The sequence below is a fragment of the Pseudomonas sp. B19(2017) genome (genome assembly GCF_002113165.1).
In the GTDB taxonomy this organism is placed as follows: domain Bacteria; phylum Pseudomonadota; class Gammaproteobacteria; order Pseudomonadales; family Pseudomonadaceae; genus Aquipseudomonas.
Genome location: NZ_NEJR01000050.1, coordinates 1 through 840, shown reverse-complemented (window position 1 = coordinate 840; position 840 = coordinate 1). Strand labels below are relative to the sequence as shown.

Here is an 840-nt window from a genome sequence, read left to right as displayed (position 1 = left end):
AGCGGCAACTGGAGCTTCACCCCCGGCACGCCACTGGCCAATGGAACCGTGGTCAACGCTACGGCAACCGACCCGGCCGGCAACACCAGTGCTCCGTCGAGCACCACGGTCGACTCGCTGGCCCCGGCCGCGCCAGTGGTCAACCCGAGCAACGGCACCGTGATCAATGGTACTGCCGAGCCGAACAGCACCGTGACGCTCACCGACGGTAGCGGTAATCCCATTGGCGGAGTCACCACTGACGGCAGCGGCAACTGGACGTTCACACCTGCCACGCCTCTGCCCAATGGCACCGTGGTCAACGCTACGGCGACCGATGCCGCCGGCAACACTGGCACCCCTGGAAGCACTACGGTGGACTCGTCGCTGCCGTCGATTCCACAGGTCGATCCGAGCAACGGCTCGGTGATCAGCGGCACCGCCGATGCGGGCAACACCATTATCCTCACCGATGGCAACGGCAACCCGATCGGCCAGGTCACCGCCGACGGCAGCGGTAACTGGAGCTTCACCCCTGGCGTACCGCTGCCGGATGGCACCGTGGTCAACGCGGTGGCGCGCAACCCTGGTGGGACCGAAAGTGCGCCGGCGGTGATTACCGTGGACGGCGTTGCGCCGCCCGCACCGGTGGTCGAGCCGAGCAACGGCGTGGAAATCAGCGGTACTGCCGAAGCTGGCGCAACTGTCATCCTCACCGACGGCGTCGGCAACCCGATCGGCCAGACTACCGCCGATGGCAGCGGCAATTGGTCGTTCACGCCCGGTACGCCGCTGGCCAACGGCACGGTGATCAACGCCGTGGCCCAGGACCCGGCCGGCAATACCAGCGGGCCGACCAGC

At 67.4% G+C, this 840-nt stretch carries 1 protein-coding gene; it reads left to right on the top strand.

Features of this window, described 5'->3' with window-relative positions; genetic code table 11:
• Window positions 1-840: Ig-like domain-containing protein (locus CAF70_RS25970; protein ID WP_256575312.1), on the top strand; the 840-nt coding region annotated here is incomplete at both ends.